Below are 16,961 nucleotides of genomic sequence, written 5' to 3'. Positions count from 1 at the left end.
CTTACCTCACGCCTTCGCCAGCCATGCCATCCGGCGTGAACACCGACTCGGGGTGCTTGGTGACAATCTTGTAGTGCTCTTTCTTGTCGTTGTAGAGCACGTTCACGAACGCGGTGCCGGCCAGGAAGTCGTACACGCCCCAGGTGGTCTGGGCCGTGGCAGGCAGGTCGGGCATGGCCATGGGTAGCGTGAAGGGCATGCGGGCGAGCTGGCCCTTGGCGTCCCACCGGTCTGCCAGCACGGCGATCCAACTGTCCTCGTCCACGTAGTAGCGGCTCTTGGGTGAGGTGTGGCGTTGGCCCGCCTTCAGGTTCGCCTCCACCACCCACACGCGGTGCAGCTCCCAGCGCACATGGTCGGGGTTCAGGTGGCGGGTACCCAGCACGTCGCTGTCTTTGGTGGGTTGCAGCGTGCGGTTGGTGTTGTAGGGGATGTAGATCTCCTGCTTGCCCACCAGCTTCCAGTCGAAGCGGTCCATGCGGCCGGTGTAGCCATCCACCTCATCAAAGCTGACGATGCCGGCCGAAAATGGCCCCGGCGTGTCGCAGCACGAAGCGGGCAGCTTGCGCACCCGGCGCTGGCCAGTCAGGTAAACCCAGGTGGCGGTCTTTTCTTCGTCCAGATTCAGGCGGCCAACAATGGCCTCACCAGCACGGATGGGCGGACCCGAGTTGGTGGAGCGAACCAACCAGTACTCGCCGCCGAATTTATCAAGCGAGCCGGTTTTGGCGTAGTAGGGCATCCAATGCTCGTTGGAGGCGTCCGAGATGTTGACCCACTTGCCATCTGACGTGAGCTGGTAACCCTTGAAGTCCATGTGCCAAGCCTCGCCGCGCCAGCGCAGCAGGTGGTTCCACATCACTTCCGGGCCGCTCTTGGGGATCGGAAATGGCACGCCGCCAAACACACTTTCTGGCTTGGGTCCGGCAGCACCATCGACCAGCTTGGCGCGCGTCGCGTTCTGGAAGGTGTTGTCATAGACCCATTGCGGTGCAGCGGCGGTGCGGTGGGTTTTGTAAACGTCGACGCGGAAACTCTCCGGGTTGCGCTTGAGCAGTTCCTTCGTGCCTTCGGTCAGGTGGGCCGCGTGCTCAGCCATGTTCTTGGCAGTGATGCTCAGCAGCGGCTTTTCACCCGCAAACGGGTCAGGTCGGCGGCCACCATTGGTGAATCCGGGCGTGGGTGTCGTCAGCCCGCCAGTCCAAGCGGGAATGCTCCCGTCCTTGTTGCCGGCCTTTTCTCCGCCCAGCGGCGTGAGTTCGGTCTTGAGCTTGGCTGCCTCGTCGGCGCTGACGCCAGCGTTGGCGCCCGCACAGACCATCAGCATGGCGACGCTGATGATGTGGAGAGCAGCGGCGATGTGTCGTGTGGTCATGGGTGTCTCCGATCAGAAAGTGCGCCGAACCGAGAGGGCGACGTAGTCGCGGTCCTTCAGCGTCTGCTTGTAGGTGTAGGCGTTGTTGGCGCCGGACTGGAAGGTGCCGACCGTTCCGAAGTAGTGCGTCAGGCTCAGGCTGAAGCGCCATGCGTCCAGGTAGGTGCCGTTGAGCCCGAGGCTGATGTCACCTCCGCCATCGGACGGCATGGCCAGCGGGCCCAGGGCCATCGACCGCGAGCCGTGAGGCGCCCAACCGAGGCCGACAGGCACGCCCACGTCCAGTCCTGGCAGCACTTGACGGTAGGTAGGCTCCAGCTGCAGGCGCAGGGCTACAGCGTCGCGCGTGGCGTTCGGGTCCACGGCTGCGGCGTTTTCAGTGACATGCAACACCCGGTTCCAGGCGATCTCGCCCAGCAGGCTGGCTTCGTTCCAGAGCAGGTTGCCGGGCAGCGTTGCGAGCGTGGAAAGGTTGACGTGTGCGGTGTTGCCTATGGCGTACCCCAGCGCAGGGCCACCCAGCGCGCTGGCATTCGCACCCTGGGTGCTGGCCAAGTCCTGGCGGTGGCGTATCGACGCTTCGACGGCCAGGTTGTAGTCACCTATCGTCCGACTGGCACTCGCACCGAAAGCAGTGATGCCGGATTGGTAGGTGTGGGTGAAACCCAGTGGTGCCACCACTGGCGTGGGAGGGGGCACGATAAAGCCCACCACTGGCACGACCTGCGGTGTCTTGTTGTGGAATCGGATCGCGTAGAAACCAAAGTCCGTGTCGGCCGCACGGACCTTGAACTGCAGGCCACCTTGGCCGCTGTTCTTGGGTTGACTGTCGGTCTGGCGCAGTGCTGGTGACAGTGGCGATGGCAGCAGCAGTGATTCGGCACCATCCACTGCCACGTCCACATTGGAAAAGTAGCTGCCCACGGCGGGGGCCACGCTCTTGGCCCAACGGAACTGGTAGTAGGCGCTGACCGATACGTCGGGAGAAATTTGCAAGTGCCCTGACACCTGCGGCACTGGGCGGATGGCCTCTTTGAACTGCGTGTTGGGCACCGAAAGCAGCTTCACGATGTCCACCGGCATCTGGCCGCCAGCGATGGCATTGGCGCCAAAGAACAGGCTTTCGCCCCACAGCAGGCCGTGTCGGCCCAGGCGGCCCGACAAGGTGCTGTCGCCCAGCTCGGTCTTGCCGAACACGAAGGCGTCGAGCAGCTCTGCCTTGTTCCCATGCACCGCGCGAGTCTCCTTGGTGAACTGGTTGGCGGCCACACTCCCCTGATTCGGGAAAGCGCCACCTGCGAAGCCTGGGTTGTCGTTGCTGCGGTGATAGGCGTCGTCATAGAACGCTGCCGCTGATAGGCGCAACCCCAAGTTGCGCTGATAGGTCACGTCGAATTCCGACAACCAATCCAGCCGGTTCGAGATCACCCCCTTGCCGAAATTGCGGTCACCGTCATCGTGGTTCGGGCTGGATAGCAGCGTGGCGTCTGCCGATTTCAGGCGAGCCGCGCCGCTCCACTTGAAGGTGTTGTCCAGTCGAGCACGCAGGTCAGGATTGTCCAGATCGAGTTCGAAGGCATGGGCAGAGCTGGCCAGGCAGGCCAGCGTGGCTAACGCTACAGGCAGTCGCCTTGTACGGACAGGAACACAGGGTCGGATAGGGTGTTTTTTCACAAGCGTCTCCAGTGATCTATTTGGCTTCTTGAGGACGAACGCAAGCCGGCACCTCGTGCCTTGCGGGAGGAGAAAAGAGATCGGCGGGGTGGCCGCGAGGGGATCCTGGCGCTCGCACGCCAGGGTCTTGCTCTAGCCCGGCAAGCCCAGGCCGGCGCCTTCGGCAGCGGCCACGAAACGGTCTGGCCGCAGGGCCACTACCCTGGTGTGGTGGGCACGCAGCCAATCCAGCAGCGTGCCGCTCAGGTCGATGATGTCGTTGGGGCTGCTGCCCGGTGCGTTGGCTGGTAGCACCGTCGCATAGCGAGCGCCTAGCCCATCCCAGCCGGCTTTTTCTTGCGGGCTGAGCAGGCTGGCAGGATCCACACCATCGCCCAACAACGTGAAGCCGTCGCCCAGCAACTCGTCAAGCAGGCACCGCTTGCCCTGCGCATTGGCCACGCGAGGCTGCGGCACCATGCGGCCGACGGCGCAACCGTCGCGCAATGTGCCCTGCATCCACCCCGCCACCAGTGTGGGTGCCCAAAACAACGGCGGAAGGGACGGGGGCTGATCCGGCGGCGGAACCATCGCCGCCATCTCTTCTTCGCTCAGCTGCTGCTTGATGATGCGGCCCAGTTGCACAGCCACGCCGGTATAGAAGGCCACGTTGGGAGCCCGCTCGGCCTCGTAGCTGTCGAGCAGGCTGTCGGGCAGCCGGCCGGCCAATACCTCGCGCAGTTTCCAGCTGATGTTGAACGCATCTCGCACACCCGATTGCATGCCAGAACCGGCCCAAGGCGGCATCAGGTGGCCGGCATCGCCCAGCAGGAACACACGGCCCACGCGCCAGCGCTCGGCGGTACGCACATGGTGCTTGTAGAAGGCGTGTTGGTGGATGTCGACATCGTCTTTGGTCACGCCCAGAGAGTTCAGCAGTGGCCAGAGCTGGTCGTGGGTGGCGAAATCGGCCTCGGTCTCGTGCGGCTCCATCGGGATTTCCCAACGGTGGTTGCCCAGTGCCAGCGCGATGTCCACCACTGGACGCTTCTTGTCCGACCAGAAGGTCAGGATGTGGCGGTCAGGCCACCAACGCTTGACGTGGGCGTCGATCACCAGCCACCGCGTGTCCACCGTCTCTCCTAGTAGCTTCACGCCCAGGCGCTCGCGTGTAGTGCTGGAGCCGCCATCGCACGCCAGCGCATAGCGCGCCCGAGTGGTGCTGATGGAGCCCGAAGCCAGGTTGCGCGACGTAATGGTGACGCCGTCGGCGTCCTGCTCGACGCCGGTCACTTCCACGCCATAACGCACGTCCACACGGTCGGCATGGCGCAACGCACCTTGGCGCATGGTTTCTTCCATCACCGGTTGGTAGATGGAGTAGCTTTGTGGGTGCAGTCCCAGATGCGACGGCGGAAAATCCATGCGCATCAACTCGTGGCCTTCGTAGGTGATCCAGCGCAACGCAGCGGTGGCGTCCATGTCGCGGGCCAGAGCCTGGTCGAGGCCCACCGACTGGAAACAGCGCATGGTCCAGTCGTTGACCGTGACGGCGCGGGCGCGGGGATAGATGGCGCTGTCGCGCTCGAAGGCCACGGCGTTGACGCCGTACTGGCCCAGGCACAAGGCGGCGCTGACGCCGCTGGGGCCGTAGCCGATGATCGCGACGTCGGTGTCGAATGGCTTGCTCATGATCAGAGCACCTCCGCCGTTGTGGACTGCAAGAGATGCGGTGCCTGCGCCACAGCCGGGCGGTGGCCCCAATCGCTCATGTGGTCATAGCGCATGGTTTGCCATGAGGCGTCATCCACCTTCACGCCACCCCAGCCGAACTCCACCAGAAATCCTGATGGGGTCTGGCCGTAGAACGAGATCATGTGGTCATTGGGGTGCTGGCCAATGTCCATGACCACCGCCTGGCCCATGGTCAGGCAGCGGTCGCGGGCGCGGCCCACGTCCGCTACGTCCGCCACCTCCACCATGAAGTGGTGGACGCTCTTTTTGGGCCCTGGCACTGGCGCACGCGGTGCCACTGCGAAAGAGTGATGGCGCTCGTTGGTGTGGAAGAAGGCCACTTCGATGTTGATGCCCGGCGCCACGGCCAAGTCGATGTGGTCGCTCAGTCGCAGGCCCAGCACCTGCTGCGCAAAGCCCAGCACGCCGGGGTAGTTGTTGGCTTCGTAGACGATGTGACCCAGGCCGCCAGAGCCGGTGACAAACCCAGCCGGCACCTTGTTGGACTTGAACGGTGTTGCGGCAGCGGCCATGCCGCAATAGACCTCGTGGCGGTTACCTTCCGGGTCCTTGAAATGCAGCATCTGCTGCACTGCCCGCAGCGCGAGTTCGTCGGCACTGCCACGGGTCCAGCCCACGCCCAGACTGTCCAGATGGCGGCCAAAGGCGTCCACCGCTGCTGCGTCGGCCACTTGCCAGCCGGCGTAGGCGCAATCGTCCGCAGGACCCTGGCTGAGGATGATGCGGTGGTGCTGCTCGTCCATGCGCAGCCAACGGGTGTTGGCGGTGGCGCCGGGCTGCACGCCCAGGCCCAACACGTCAGCGGCAAATTGATCCCAGCGGGACAGGTCGGACACCTCGAAGCCGAGGTAGCCCAGTTCGGTGATCGGTTGGCTCATGTTGTCTCCATCTCTGTTCAGTGGTGGGGTCAGGCGCGGCGCAGAAAGCCCAGCACCAGTTCGTAGAATTTGTCGGCGTGTTCCCACTGCGCCCAGTGACCGCATCGGCTCAGCAGGACGAAGTCAGCGTTGGGCATGCGGCGAAATCCCTGCATTCCTTCCACCGGATTCACCTTGTCTTGCAGACCCCAGACGAACAGCGTGGGGTGGTGCAGATCGGCCAAGCGCGGGTCCTGGCTGATGAACATCGCTGGGGACGGTGGCGTGCCGGGTGGCGGCGGCAGCAGCGGCGGGTTGGCGATGATCTCGGCCACGTTGCTGGCGTTGAAACGTTCCTCCAGCAGGGCTGGGGTGATGACACTGGTGTCGTAGACCAGGTTCTGGATGAACGCCTCCAGCTTGGCCAGCGTCGGGCCTTCACCGAGGTAATAGGTGAGGAGTTGCACGATGCCTTCGGTGGGACCTGTGGCGCCCGGCACCACACCGCCGCCCGGCCCCATCAGAACCAGCTTGTCCACACGCAGCGGCTGCTCCATCGCGGCGCACAGGGCCGCCGAGCCACCAAAGGAGTTGCCGATCAGGTGCGCGTGGGCAATGCCCATCGCGTCCATGAAGGCCAAAACAGCACGGCCACCGTTCTGAAACGGGCCTTCTGCACCCCAGGCGTTGAGGTTCTTGGAACTCTGGCCCCAGCCCGGAAAGTCGATCACCCAGCAGCGAAAGTGCTGGGCCAACGCGGCAACGTTCTTGCTGTAGTTCGAGGCGCCGTTAGCGCCAGGCCCACCGCCGTGCAGCATCACCACATCGGGCCCGCTGCCTTGCACCGTGTAGTGGATGTGCCAGGGGCTGCCATCGGTCAGCGTGCCTTTGGCGGTAGAAGTTTCCAGCATTGCGTCTCCTTTCAACCTCGTCGGGCGATGGGGTGCGCGCGATTTGCGACACCCAGCCCTGGTTGCTTGGAAACAATGCTATTTGTTGACTGACAACAGTGTCAATGACAACAATGTCATTGTAGGGAAAGTCCTAGCCAGGCTCGACAACCGGTCTCATCGAGCGAGGCGTTTCCATCAGTTCCGGCAAGGTGACTTTCAGGGCCTCGTCGATCAGCGAATTTGAGACGCCGAGCCCAGCCAGAATGGCGCGAACCACTGCCAGCGCTCGCGCATCGCCCCCTTCCCGAGCCTGCGGCGACTGGAGTGCGAAGACCATCACACCCGTGGCGACGGCATGGGCGAATTCCACATCCGGCACCGCAATCAACCCGGCTTGCAGGGCCTCTTCCAGATCAGCGCGCATGTGCTCTGACGCCAGCGTTCCCACGCTGGACACGGACGACAAGAAGGCACCAAACAGTGGATCGGTGGTGGCCTTGCGGTAGTAGATACGCGCAGCCGTTGCCAATCGCATCACAGGATTGGTCATGTCCTGCACCACGGGGACGACGCTCTCGATCAGTTCATCCGACAGCGTCTCCAGGGTGGCCTGCAGTAGCTCGCGTGTGGTTTGAAAGTAGTTGTAGAAGGTGCCCCGCGCAATGCCGGCTGCCTTCATGAAATCGTCAACCACTGGCACGTCAGGACCGTGCTCGGCGAATACAGCGATGGCGCACTCGATGATGCGTGCTCTGGTTTGTGCGCGCTGCAGTTGTCCAATGGCGGTGCGGTGGTGAGGGGCGCGCGCAGGCGCCGTAGTGGCTTTGGCATTCATCGTCGACAGGAGCGGCCGTTGCGGGCACGGTATCAATTACGCAGAAAAGTCGCGCAGATTCCCATCATCGCAGGTCGGCCCTTGACATCAAACCACTACGGGCTGCGTCTCCTGCTCGCGCAATAGCTTGAGAATTCGGCGCGCCCGAACACCGGCCGCGTCTCCGGGCAACAGCACAGGCGAGAGCGAAAACAGATCGTGCGTCCCCATGTTCTCTGCAACCCACTGGATCATCGGCTCGTCTTCGGTCGTGAAGGCCAGCTCGATCTGCTGCTGCATCCCCAGCGAAACCTCCTGGACCTCAGTCAGGAAATTGCGCGCGGCGATCCAGGTATAGCGGGTGTGGTGCATGTCGATGGGGGTCAGCATGTGCACCATGTGGATGAACAGACCCTCCTCGGTCGGGCGGCCACACTCCGTCACCCCCACATCCAGTTGCAGGCTCCCCGGTGGATCCCAGCGCATGTGGGCGTGACCATCGCACACGGGATTCTCGGATTGGCGAAATGGCTTGAACTGCGGCGCTGGTGGTGAGTCGGGGAAATAGTGGTACGCCCATACCGCGTCACCTTCCTGCTTCATCTCGACACGCAGGGTCTTGATCGACTCGGGATCGGCCAGCGTAGTGGGGTGCAAAAATGGCGCGTGGCTCAGGTCCAGCAAGTTGTCCAGCACCAGTTCGTAGTGGGCATCGAGGATGTAGTCACCGCTCACAAGCGCCATGGTGCCGTGCCCAAAGAACTCGCTCAGGTCAAGCAGCTTGCTCTTGTCGGCATGGGATGTCTCCCCGGCCCAGATCCAGACCAATCCGTCGCGCTCTTCCAGCGCAAAGTGTCTGACCTTGGCAGCCTGCGGGATCCGGTGATCCCCATGCGGATTGATCGCACAGACCCCGTCCGGGTTGAACTGCAAACCGTGGTACGGGCACTCGATGCAATCGCCCTTGACCTTTCCCTGGTGCAACGGAGCAAAACGATGCGGACATCGGTCCGACAGAGCGACCGGCACACCGGACTCGGTGCGGTACAAGGCGATGTTCTCGCCAAGTACCACGCGTTTGACAGGAGTCGTGGTCACCGACTCGGACAGGGCCGCGACGTACCACGCATTTTTGAGAAAGCTCATACTGTGTCCTCGGTTTTTGCGCCACAGGCATCGCCCAGGCGAATCGAACCGATCCATTCTCGAAGTAACCCAACAGGCCGGCATCGTTCAGATGAACCAAGTGCTTTCATCGTCACCCAGTCCTGATTTGGTGGAGTACAGCACCGTACTGTTGCGGCTGTACGAGGCTGCTCGATACAACACGGTGCACGCGTTTCAACGCGAGGCCATGATTTTGATCAGCGAGATGCTGCCCTTCGATCGTGGCTGGTGGGGGCGATCCACGGTGCATGGTCAGGTGCATCGGGTTCATTGCTCTTACCTGCACGATCTGCCGGAAGATGTGCCACAGCGATTGAATCTCAGCGACCCCGACAACCTGGTGGCAGTGCGCACGACCCAGTCGCCTGACCGAGCCCTGTATTTCGGCCCGCAGGACTGGGACCAACAGCCCAGCACTGCAGCCCTGGCAGCGCACATGGGTATTGAGCAGGCACTGTGCATTGCCCGTTTTGACGGACCTGCCGGGCATGTGAGCTTCATTTCCATTGCCCGCCGCACCAGCACTCCTGCCTTCACAACCCGTGAGAGCCAACTGCTGGAGTTGCTGATGCCGCATTTGTCCGCCGCGCTGGATCTGTGCTGCGTCGCGCAGATGGCGAGTCTGCGTCACGGCGGACGCCAAGCCATGCTGACGACCGACGCTTCAGGCTGGGTGCATGTGGCCGAGTCCGGTGTCGGCGAGTTGCTTCGCAGCGAGTGGTCAGGCTGGTCGGGCCCTCAGTTGCCTGCTCCATTGGTGGAACAGATCGCCGCCAATCGCACCATCTTCCTGGGGCGCCATTTGCACGCGCAGACCCTGTGGTCAGGAGAGCATGTTCTGGTGACCTTGCGGCCACGCGAATCGCGCGATTTGCTGACGCGGCAGGAATGTGCCGTGGCAGAAGCCTTCTCGTCGGGCCGATCGTACAAGGAGGTGGCGCGCGAACTCATGATGGCGCCAGCCACGGTGCGGCATCATTTGCGCGCCGTATACCTCAAACTCGGCGTCACCGACAAGGCCATGCTGGCCCGGTCGATGGGTGCCTCGTCCAGTGCAGGGTAGGTCACCTGATGCTCGGGTACGGACGGCACGATCTGTCATGCAGCGGCTGTTGTACTGGCGAGTTGGCTCAGAGCGATGTTGTGAAATCTGCCGGATCAGGGCGCAGCGGCGACGCTACCTTGCAATAGCCAATGGTGCCGATGTTGATGAAGCACACGGGAAATTCTCCACCTGCCAGGGCGAACAAGCTGCTCAGGTAGGGTGATTCCATCGCTCGGCCACTTGTCAGACCGGTCCCGAAACCCAGGGCGTGCGCGGCCAGCAAGATGTTCTGGACAGCGCATCCCATCGACACCATTCGTTCAAGCGCAGGAATGTCGGGTTGTGTGCGTCCCAGGCGGGCGATGGCGAGCATCAGCAATGGGGCGCGAAATGCTTTTTCGCGCGCCGAGTTCATTTGATCCGGCGAAGCGTCGGGGTCGCGCTCGACGAGCGCGAAGGAGAACGCCTCGGCCAGCAGGTGTCGCTTCTCGACTGGAACGATGACGAACCGCCAAGCCGTGAGCCGCCCGTGGTCCGGTGCCGTGGCGGCCATCGTCAACATGCCGTGCAGTTGCGCAGCTGTCGGTCCTGGCTCGACCAGCCACTTGGGCGACACATGCCGGCGAGATTCCATCAGTACCGCCAGTTCAGACCAGGAGAGCTGCATCGGTAGCAGGTTCGATCTAGAGATCAAGCACTAGCCGCTTCGATTTGGCCCGCGAGCAGCAAGGCGTGAACTGGTCGTTCAGGGCCTGCTCCGCCGGCGTGAGGTACATGTCCTTGTGATCAGGCACGCCTTCGATCACTCGGGTCAAGCAGGTTCCGCACACCCCCTGCTCGCACGAAGTGGGCACCTCGACACCGGCAGCTGCCAGTGCCTGCACCACGGTCTGGTCGCGGGTCACATGCAGCACTCTGCCCGAAGATGCCAGCACCACGTCGAAATCCGCGTCCGTGGTGCTCTTGACTACTTCAGCGCTGAAGTACTCGAAGTGAATTCGATCCTCAGTCCAGCCCTTGGCCCGTGCCGTCGACAAGGTGGCATCCATGAAGCCCTTGGGCCCGCACACATAAAGGTGCGTGTGCTCGTCGGGCTGATCCAGGATGGCTTGCAGGTCGACACGCTGCTCGGCTGGGCCATCGTCACAGTGCAGGTGCACGGACGAGGCGAAGGCTGCTGCTTGCATCTGACCCACGAAGGCCGCCCGCTCGTGTGAACGTACGCAGTAGTGCATCTCGAACGCTGCCCCGGTGCGAGCCAGGGTTTCGGCCATGCATAGGATGGGGGTGACGCCGATGCCACCGGCAAGCAACAAGCTTTTGCGAGCGCCGGGTGCCAGTTCAAAATGATTCTTCGGCGCGCTGACGGTCAGGAGGTCGCCTTCACGCACGTCGTCATGCATGGCCCTGGAACCGCCGCGCGAGGCCGGCTCCCGCAGCACGGCGATCACGTAACGCCCGACCTGATCGAAGGGCTGGCACAAGGAGTATTGGCGAACCGTCCCCACGCTGGCCCGTACGTCCAGATGCGCGCCGGCTGTGAACGCAGGCAGTGGACGGCCCTGTGGCTCCACCAGCTCGAAACTGCAGATGTCTTGCGCCTCCACGCGCTTGCGAGCCACGCGCAGTTGAAGTTCCGGAGGGTTGCTCATGGTCATTCTTCCGCTCAGATCGCTTGAACAGCGAGGCCCAGGATCTTGCGCGCCTGGGCAGGCGTGGCGATGGCCGGACCCAGGTCTTCCACCAAGCGTCGAGCCTTGAGCACCTGCTCTGCATTGCTCTTGGAGAAGACACCCTTGGAGATGTAGACGTTGTCTTCCATGCCGACACGCACATGACCGCCGAGCAGCGCCGACTGCACGGCCATGGGGTATTGATTTCGCCCGATGCCAAAGCCTTGCCACTGCGCACCGTCGGGGAGCAGGTTGCGGATATACATCATGGTTTCCGTGTCGGCGGGCATGGTGAAGTTCAAACCCATCACGAACGAGTACATGCCGGGGCCGTCGAGTGCACCCTTCTTGATCAAATGCTTGGCCAGTACCGCATCGCCGGCATCGAACAACTCGATCTCCGGCTTGACCCCAGCGGCACGGACCAACTCGGCCATGCGAATCAGAACCGGCTCCAGACTGATCACGACGCCACCAAACACCTGGGCGGTCACCAGGTCCAGGGTACAGATTTCGGGCTTGAGCTTGAGCACATGCTCCACGCGCTTTTCCGGCGTCCAGATGTGCGTCTCCGGGCCGGCTTCAATGGGCAACATCGGATCTGCCGGGTAGAAGCCTGAACCCAGTCCGGTGGTGAGGTTCAGGATGACGTCCTTGTTCTGCTCTCGAATCAGGCCGACGGCTTCCTCGTAGAGCGCAAGCTCGCCCGAGAATTGACCCGTCTTGGGCTCACGCACATGCACATGCAGAATGGCCGCGCCTGCCGCAGCGGCTTCAAGACCCGATTCGGCAATCTGTCGTGGTGTGATCGGCTGGGCTGGATTGTCGGACAGTGGACCGGCGCCAGTGATGGCGCAGGTGATGATGATGGTGTCTTGCATGGTGCGCTTCCGTCGGGATGGTTTCCCGAAAGTTCGTGGGGGACGGGGAGTGAAGCGGGTCAGGTGCTGACGCAGATGTCGCCGATCACGACGCTTGCGTGGCCGAGTTCGACGGCTCGCTCGGCGTGCCCCAAAGTGGTGTGGTGCATCCGGATTTCGTGGCGGCCGCTTCCACCTTCGAGGCCGTCGAATCGGAAGTCACCGAACGTATCGCTGTGGGTTTGTGCGAGCGCAATGCCGCCGCGGAACAGTTCGACACGGACACCGGTGACGCATTCGATGCGACCCTCGATCCGGGCCGTGACGCTTCCCCCGATGAAACAGCGGTCGGCACGGTGCAGGTTGCGGTAATACACGCGCGGCTTCGTGCCCAGTTCGGGCTTCAACGGCCGCAGACCCTCGGCTCTGGCTCGCTCAACCATGGCGGCATCGCTGAGCTTCACCGCCGTGATCGCCTGCGTCGGGCAGACGCTGACGCAACGCGGCGCGGTCCAACCCGCGTCCAGCAAATGCGCGTCGAAGAACCACGATTGCGGCAGTTGCTCCGCTTCGTTCCAGACGATGGCGCCATACGGGCAGGCATCGACCAGGTCGCGCCGGCCTCTGGCCTTGTCCGGGTCGATCAGCACGATGCCATCCGCACGCTTCTTCACCGATCCGTCGGCGCCAACTTTCAGGCAAGGGGCATCGTCGCAGTGGTTGCACAGGCGCGGCACGTAGGCGGCATCCACCATGGGCGTGGTGCCACGGGTCGTGCGTTCGATGCGGATCACACCGGTGCCTTGAGCCGGATGCGGCGCCGAGTAACCGGGGAAGTCGTTGCCGACCAGTTCGTCCTTGGCGGCAAGCACGCAGTTGTTGCAGTTCTCGCACTGGGCGATGTCGATGAGTAGGTTCCACTTGTCCATCTCAGGCCACCTTCCGGACATTGCTGCTCTTTGTCCCGCGTTTGGTCCATTTTTCAACCTGCACCAGACACGAGTTCGGTGACATGCTGCTGGTGCCCTTCATCTGCGGACGCGACGGTGTCAGCGTGTTCATGCAGCCGCCGATGTCGACGATCTCGCCGTCGACTTCAATGGGTTCGTACTCGGCGCTGGACTCGAAGGATTTGACGACCCCCAGCGTCAGCATCGGCGACACATCCGCCGCGCAGATCACGGCCCCGCGGTCGTTGAATACCTTGACCAGTTCGCGATGCCCGATGCCACGCGCCACTGCGTCCGCTTCATTCATGCGCAGCAGCCAGTAGTAGTGCCCGTCGACCAGCGAGCGGTGGTCTTCGATGTCGTTGGTGAAACTGCCTTTGCCATCCACGTTGGTGTGGAAGCTGTAGCGCGAATGGGTCGCGATCATCTGCAGCGGGAAGCGATCGACCAGGCCGGTGGTGTGCGGCCCTTCCCAGGCGGGGATATAGCGGTTGAGCACCGGCCGCTCCGCGTTGTTCGGGTCAGAACGCCGCAGGTTTTCTGGCAGGAACTCCAGTTTGCCGCTGGGCGTCTGCAAACCCTTGCCGAACTCGCCCGCCCATTGCGATGGCAGCGGCTGCGGCTCGGCGATGTCCTTGATGCGGTCTTCGGCGAACCAGCGGAACTGCACCGGCGCACGCATGGCTTCAGTCTCGGCTGGCACGACGTAGTAGCCCTTCTTGCAGAACTCCTTCCAGGAAATTTGTTTCGCCACATCGGACGAATCAAAGACACGCTTGGCCCAGTCCAGTTCACTGCAACCCTCGGTGAACATCGCACCCAGCCCGAGGCGACTCAGGATGTCGGTGAAGATCTGGTAGTCGGACTTCGACTCACCCAGCGGCTCGATGCACTTGTGCTGCAGCGCGATGACACGGTGGTTCACGCCGTTGAAACCATGTTGCAGATAGCCGCCGCCAGAACCCCATTCACCGATGTCGAAGCGCTCGAAATTCGTGCAGGCCGGCAGAATGATGTCGGCGAAATGCGCTTCACCTTCCATCCAGATCGACTGGTTGACGACAAACTCGATGCTCTCGTGGCGGTAGGCCTCCACCATGCGGCCTGAGTCGCTCAAGGTGCTGAAGTACGAGCCGCCGTACTTGTAGATCATGCGAACGCGCGGGTATCCCGGCATAGGGTATTCGAATGGCGCGAACTGGATTTCCGGCGCCATGCCATCCCACAGGTAGCCCTTGGCCTTGCCCTCGATGATGGCCTCGGGAAACTTCTGTTTCGGGATCAACTGCCGCACCGGATTGACGGTGAGCACATGCGGCATCTTCTGGTAGTTGTTGACCACGTTGCCGTTCCACTGCAGTTCACCCGAGATGCCGCCGTCGGCATAGCCAGGGAAATAGAACTCCATGTCCACCGGCGTGCCGCATTCGAGGTTCCCCATGTTGACGCCGGGTTTGCCCAAGCCCTGCATGGACATCATCATCACCATGCAGCGTGCCCACTGCGCACCTGTGGCACCGCGGCTGGCGCCCCCGAAGCCATTGCCGGCTGCGCCCGCAGCGAGGTAGGTCTTCTTGCGGCCCCACAAGCGAGCCAAGGCCCGAACGTCCTTGGCCGGTACACCCGTCTCCGGCTCCTGCCATTCCGGCGTTTTGGGCACGCCGTCGTCAACGCCCAGCAGGTGATCCCGCCAAACTTCGAAGCCCGTGGTCCGGGTGGCGACATAGTCCTTGTCGTACAGATCCTCGGTGACCCACACATGCATGATGGCCATCGCCAATGCTGGATCAGTCGTCGGCTTGATCGGAATCCAGCGACCTCCGAATAACTGTGCCGTCGGGTTGAAATGCGGGTCGATGTGCACGAACTCGATACCCAGTGACTTGGCCCACTGGCGCCGTTCGGTGCCCTCCTGGCCCATGTAGGCGGCGTGTGTGCTCTCCGGATCACTCGACCAGAAGACCATCACTTCGGCTTCCTGGAGGCAGTCCTCGATCGTGCCGTAGTTACCGGCCACGCCGACACGCTGGCTGTGACCCCAGTGGTGCATGGCCCCCCAGTACCAACCCTCCCAGCTGTCGGGATTGGCGGCCACCCGGGTGAAACCGATCAGGTTGCCGAAGCGGAGCAAGGCACTGAGGTAGTAGCCGACATTGCCCCACTGATGGTGCGATGCCAGAGGGATGGTGATCGATCCCGCCCCATGTACCTGCTTCTGGCGCACGATTTCCTTGGACACGATGTCCAGGGCCTCATCCCAACTGATGCGCGCATAGCCGCTCTTGCCGCGATTTTGCGGGTTGCGCTCGCCGTTCGGGTCAAAGTCGACCCGCTTCATCGGATGGAGAATGCGCTTGTCGGAATAGACCGCCGACTTCATCGCCAAGGCGTGTGCGGATACTGTGGCGATGCGTCGTGGCGTGAAACGCCTGCCGCGTGCGGTAATGCTCCAGCCGGCCGCATCCTTGGCATCAAACTCGATCGGTGTGAGGCGAAGGATCTTCCCGTTCTTCACATGCACAAACAGCGGACCACCGTTGGTCAACATCGTGCAGCGCGTGCTGCCATCCGGCATGGGTGTACCCATTTGCAGCCCGGAACTTTGCGAGAGGTTCATCAATTGCATGAACCACACACAAAGCAAGTCTGGCCCCATGACCATCACCTTGAAGTTCTTCGCCGCATGGACCACTTCCCCCATGTCGGGGTTCGGTTTCATCATCGTGAGCGCCGTGTACAAGTCCTTGAACACCATCCGCACCACCGGGTTCGGATGAAGGCCGTTGACGGACCTGACCTTGCCGCCGGCAATGATGAAGTGCCGCGCGATGCTGCCGTCCTTGAGCTGGATTTGCACAACAGCGTCATGCCGCCTGAGGAAGGCGCGGAACGCCGGCCGCGAACCGGCGACCCGGTTCAACATCGGCGCCAGTGCAAAAAGTATGGTGCGGAGAATGGCGCGTTTCATGGCGAGGATCCGGGTGCGATTCGACGAGGGTGGGGGCGAGCGCGTCAGCGCACGTAGTCTTGTGCGGTTTCGGCTTCGACCTTGTTCTCGATGTGTCCGAGCTGGTCGATCTCGACGCGCACCACATCGCCAGGCAGGAGAAATTTCCCCAAGGCAATGCCCACGTTGGCGCAGGTTCCGGTGGCGATCAGGTCACCCGGCATCAGGGTCATCACCTGGGACAGGTGATGGATTTGCTGCCAGATGTTGTAGATCATCTTTCCGGTGTTCTGCTCCTGACGCAACTCGCCATTGACCCACAGGCGCATCTGTAGGTCATGTGGATCCGCGACCTCGTCGTCCGTCGTGATCCAAGGGCCGATCGGACCATGCGAGTCGAACGATTTGCCCAGCGTGAAGGTCGGGCTCTGGAACTGCCAGTCGCGCGCCGTCACATCATTGGAAACGAAATAACCTGCCACGACGCTGCGGGCATCGGCCTCGCTGACATAGCGGCACTGCTTGCCAATGACAACGCCCAACTCGGCCTCGTAGTCCATCTTGTCGGACACACGCGGTTTGTAGATGGGGTCGAAAGGACCGGTGATGCAGCTCACCTGTTTGTTGAACCACAGTTGATTCTTTGGGACAGCAATACCTGCGCGCGCAGCTTCCTCCGCATGGTCGTGGTAATTCATGCCAATCGCCATGTACTTCTGTGCATCGGGGATCGGTGCTTCCAGGCGCACATCTTCGAGCGCGTGGCCAGTGATCTGCGTCGACAAGGCGGCCTTTATCCGCTGGAATAATTCTGGGCCGGCGGCCAGCACTTCGCGAATCGTTGCTGGTGCGCCGGGCAGGAGGTGCGCAAGTTCGATCACGCGGTTATTTTGAACAACACCAATCGTGGTCGTACCGTCAATGGAAAATCTGGCTAGTTTCATGATGTACTATCTGCGAGGGTTAAGGGGT

Annotated in this window: 14 protein-coding genes; 1 reads left to right on the top strand and 13 read right to left on the bottom strand. The window is 62.4% G+C overall.

The window, feature by feature from the left end:
• Position 1: 1 nt before the first annotated feature.
• The 7 genes from RMP06_RS15270 to RMP06_RS15240 all read right to left on the bottom strand — a co-directional run bounded on the left by RMP06_RS15270 (position 2) and on the right by RMP06_RS15240 (position 8,493).
• Positions 2-1,375 (bottom strand): DUF1329 domain-containing protein, encoded by a 1,374-nt coding sequence (locus tag RMP06_RS15270; RefSeq protein ID WP_310462641.1) that lies wholly within the window; start codon positions 1,373-1,375, stop codon positions 2-4.
• Positions 1,376-1,387: 12 nt separating this feature from the next.
• A complete protein-coding gene (locus tag RMP06_RS15265; protein WP_310462640.1) occupies positions 1,388-3,049 on the bottom strand; it encodes a DUF1302 domain-containing protein in 1,662 nt (553 codons plus the stop codon).
• 132 nt (positions 3,050-3,181) lie between these two features.
• Positions 3,182-4,720: an FAD-dependent monooxygenase gene (locus RMP06_RS15260; RefSeq protein WP_310462639.1), complete on the bottom strand. Its 1,539-nt coding sequence runs from the start codon at positions 4,718-4,720 to the stop codon at positions 3,182-3,184.
• Positions 4,721-4,722: 2 nt separating this feature from the next.
• Positions 4,723-5,661 carry a VOC family protein gene (locus RMP06_RS15255; RefSeq protein WP_310462638.1) on the bottom strand — a complete coding sequence of 313 codons (939 nt, stop codon included), beginning with the start codon at positions 5,659-5,661 and terminating at the stop codon, positions 4,723-4,725.
• A gap of 29 nt (positions 5,662-5,690) precedes the next feature.
• Positions 5,691-6,551: an alpha/beta fold hydrolase gene (locus tag RMP06_RS15250; protein ID WP_310462637.1), complete on the bottom strand. Its 861-nt coding sequence runs from the start codon at positions 6,549-6,551 to the stop codon at positions 5,691-5,693.
• Between the two features lie 133 nt (positions 6,552-6,684).
• The gene (locus RMP06_RS15245; protein ID WP_310462636.1) at positions 6,685-7,368 is read right to left on the bottom strand and encodes a TetR/AcrR family transcriptional regulator; all 684 of its coding nucleotides are present in this window, start codon (positions 7,366-7,368) and stop codon (positions 6,685-6,687) included.
• An 87-nt stretch (positions 7,369-7,455) separates the two neighbouring features.
• A complete protein-coding gene (locus RMP06_RS15240) occupies positions 7,456-8,493 on the bottom strand; it encodes a Rieske 2Fe-2S domain-containing protein (RefSeq protein WP_310462635.1) in 1,038 nt (345 codons plus the stop codon).
• Between the two features lie 91 nt (positions 8,494-8,584).
• Between RMP06_RS15240 and RMP06_RS15235 the strand changes: the two genes are divergently transcribed.
• Entirely contained in the window at positions 8,585-9,577 is a 993-nt protein-coding gene (locus RMP06_RS15235; RefSeq protein ID WP_310462634.1) for a helix-turn-helix transcriptional regulator, read from the top strand.
• 67 nt (positions 9,578-9,644) lie between these two features.
• Here RMP06_RS15235 and RMP06_RS15230 read toward each other — a convergent pair whose 3' ends face one another.
• Genes RMP06_RS15230 through RMP06_RS15205 form a run of 6 tightly spaced genes read right to left on the bottom strand, consistent with a single transcriptional unit; the run spans position 9,645 to position 16,933 of the window.
• Entirely contained in the window at positions 9,645-10,226 is a 582-nt protein-coding gene (locus tag RMP06_RS15230; protein ID WP_310462633.1) for a nitroreductase family protein, read from the bottom strand.
• 16 nt (positions 10,227-10,242) lie between these two features.
• Positions 10,243-11,211 (bottom strand): PDR/VanB family oxidoreductase, encoded by a 969-nt coding sequence (locus RMP06_RS15225; protein WP_310462632.1) that lies wholly within the window; start codon positions 11,209-11,211, stop codon positions 10,243-10,245.
• Positions 11,212-11,225: 14 nt separating this feature from the next.
• Positions 11,226-12,113: a beta-keto acid cleavage family enzyme gene (locus RMP06_RS15220; RefSeq protein ID WP_310462631.1), complete on the bottom strand. Its 888-nt coding sequence runs from the start codon at positions 12,111-12,113 to the stop codon at positions 11,226-11,228.
• Positions 12,114-12,172: 59 nt separating this feature from the next.
• Entirely contained in the window at positions 12,173-13,021 is an 849-nt protein-coding gene (locus RMP06_RS15215) for a 4Fe-4S dicluster domain-containing protein (RefSeq protein ID WP_310462630.1), read from the bottom strand.
• A gap of 1 nt (position 13,022) precedes the next feature.
• Positions 13,023-16,010: a molybdopterin-dependent oxidoreductase gene (locus RMP06_RS15210; RefSeq protein ID WP_310462629.1), complete on the bottom strand. Its 2,988-nt coding sequence runs from the start codon at positions 16,008-16,010 to the stop codon at positions 13,023-13,025.
• 44 nt (positions 16,011-16,054) lie between these two features.
• Positions 16,055-16,933, bottom strand: coding sequence for a fumarylacetoacetate hydrolase family protein (locus tag RMP06_RS15205; protein ID WP_310462628.1), 879 nt, complete (start codon positions 16,931-16,933; stop codon positions 16,055-16,057).
• Between the last annotated feature and the right edge of the window lie 28 nt (positions 16,934-16,961).

The sequence above is a fragment of the Sphaerotilus sp. genome (assembly GCF_031429695.1).
Taxonomy (GTDB): domain Bacteria; phylum Pseudomonadota; class Gammaproteobacteria; order Burkholderiales; family Burkholderiaceae_C; genus Sphaerotilus.
The sequence above is the reverse complement of the archived record's forward strand: the minus strand, read 5'-3'. Positions and strand labels throughout refer to the sequence as shown.